Annotated in this window: 1 protein-coding gene; it reads left to right on the top strand. The window is 46.5% G+C overall.

What is annotated here, in order from left to right:
• The coding region (locus R7R24_RS30290) for a PAS domain-containing protein (protein ID WP_318120661.1) at window positions 1-523 on the top strand (523 nt) is incomplete at both ends.

The following is a 523-nucleotide window of genomic DNA, read 5'->3' as shown; positions in this document are numbered from 1 at the left end:
CGAGTCCTGACGAGTCGTGCTTGTATGGCGATATTATTCCTGAGCGTTCTCAGTTTAATTTCTCGAACATGTATCCAGATATATGGCCGCGAGTGGTATCTGAGCAAGCGGGGTACTCTTATAACGGTGAACACTTGATTGCGTTTAGCTCGATTAAGTTTGTCTCCAACGAGCCTTTGCATCTCATCATCGACCTCTCGAATGAGCAGTTGTCAAAAAGAGCGACGCGCGACATCAATGACCTTATTCAAGAATCCTTGTTTGTATTAAGTCTTGTGTTGGTTTTCACTTTGCCAATTACCGCGTTGGCGCTGCATTACCGTCGTCATAGTGTGGAATCGAAGTTAGCCCGTGCCGCACTCGATGGTATGACCGCCGTCATGATTTCTGACGCGTCGCTTCGCATCATTATGGTCAACCAAGAGTTTGAAAACATGATGGGTTATTCTACCGAACAAGTGAAAGGCTCGAATGCCCACAGCCTGATTTTGCTTCCTGAAGACCTCGAAGAGACGCTAAACAT

The organism is Vibrio sp. 704 (genome assembly GCF_033339295.1).
Note: the sequence above shows the minus strand (reverse complement) of the source record. Positions and strands in the feature narration are given on the sequence as shown.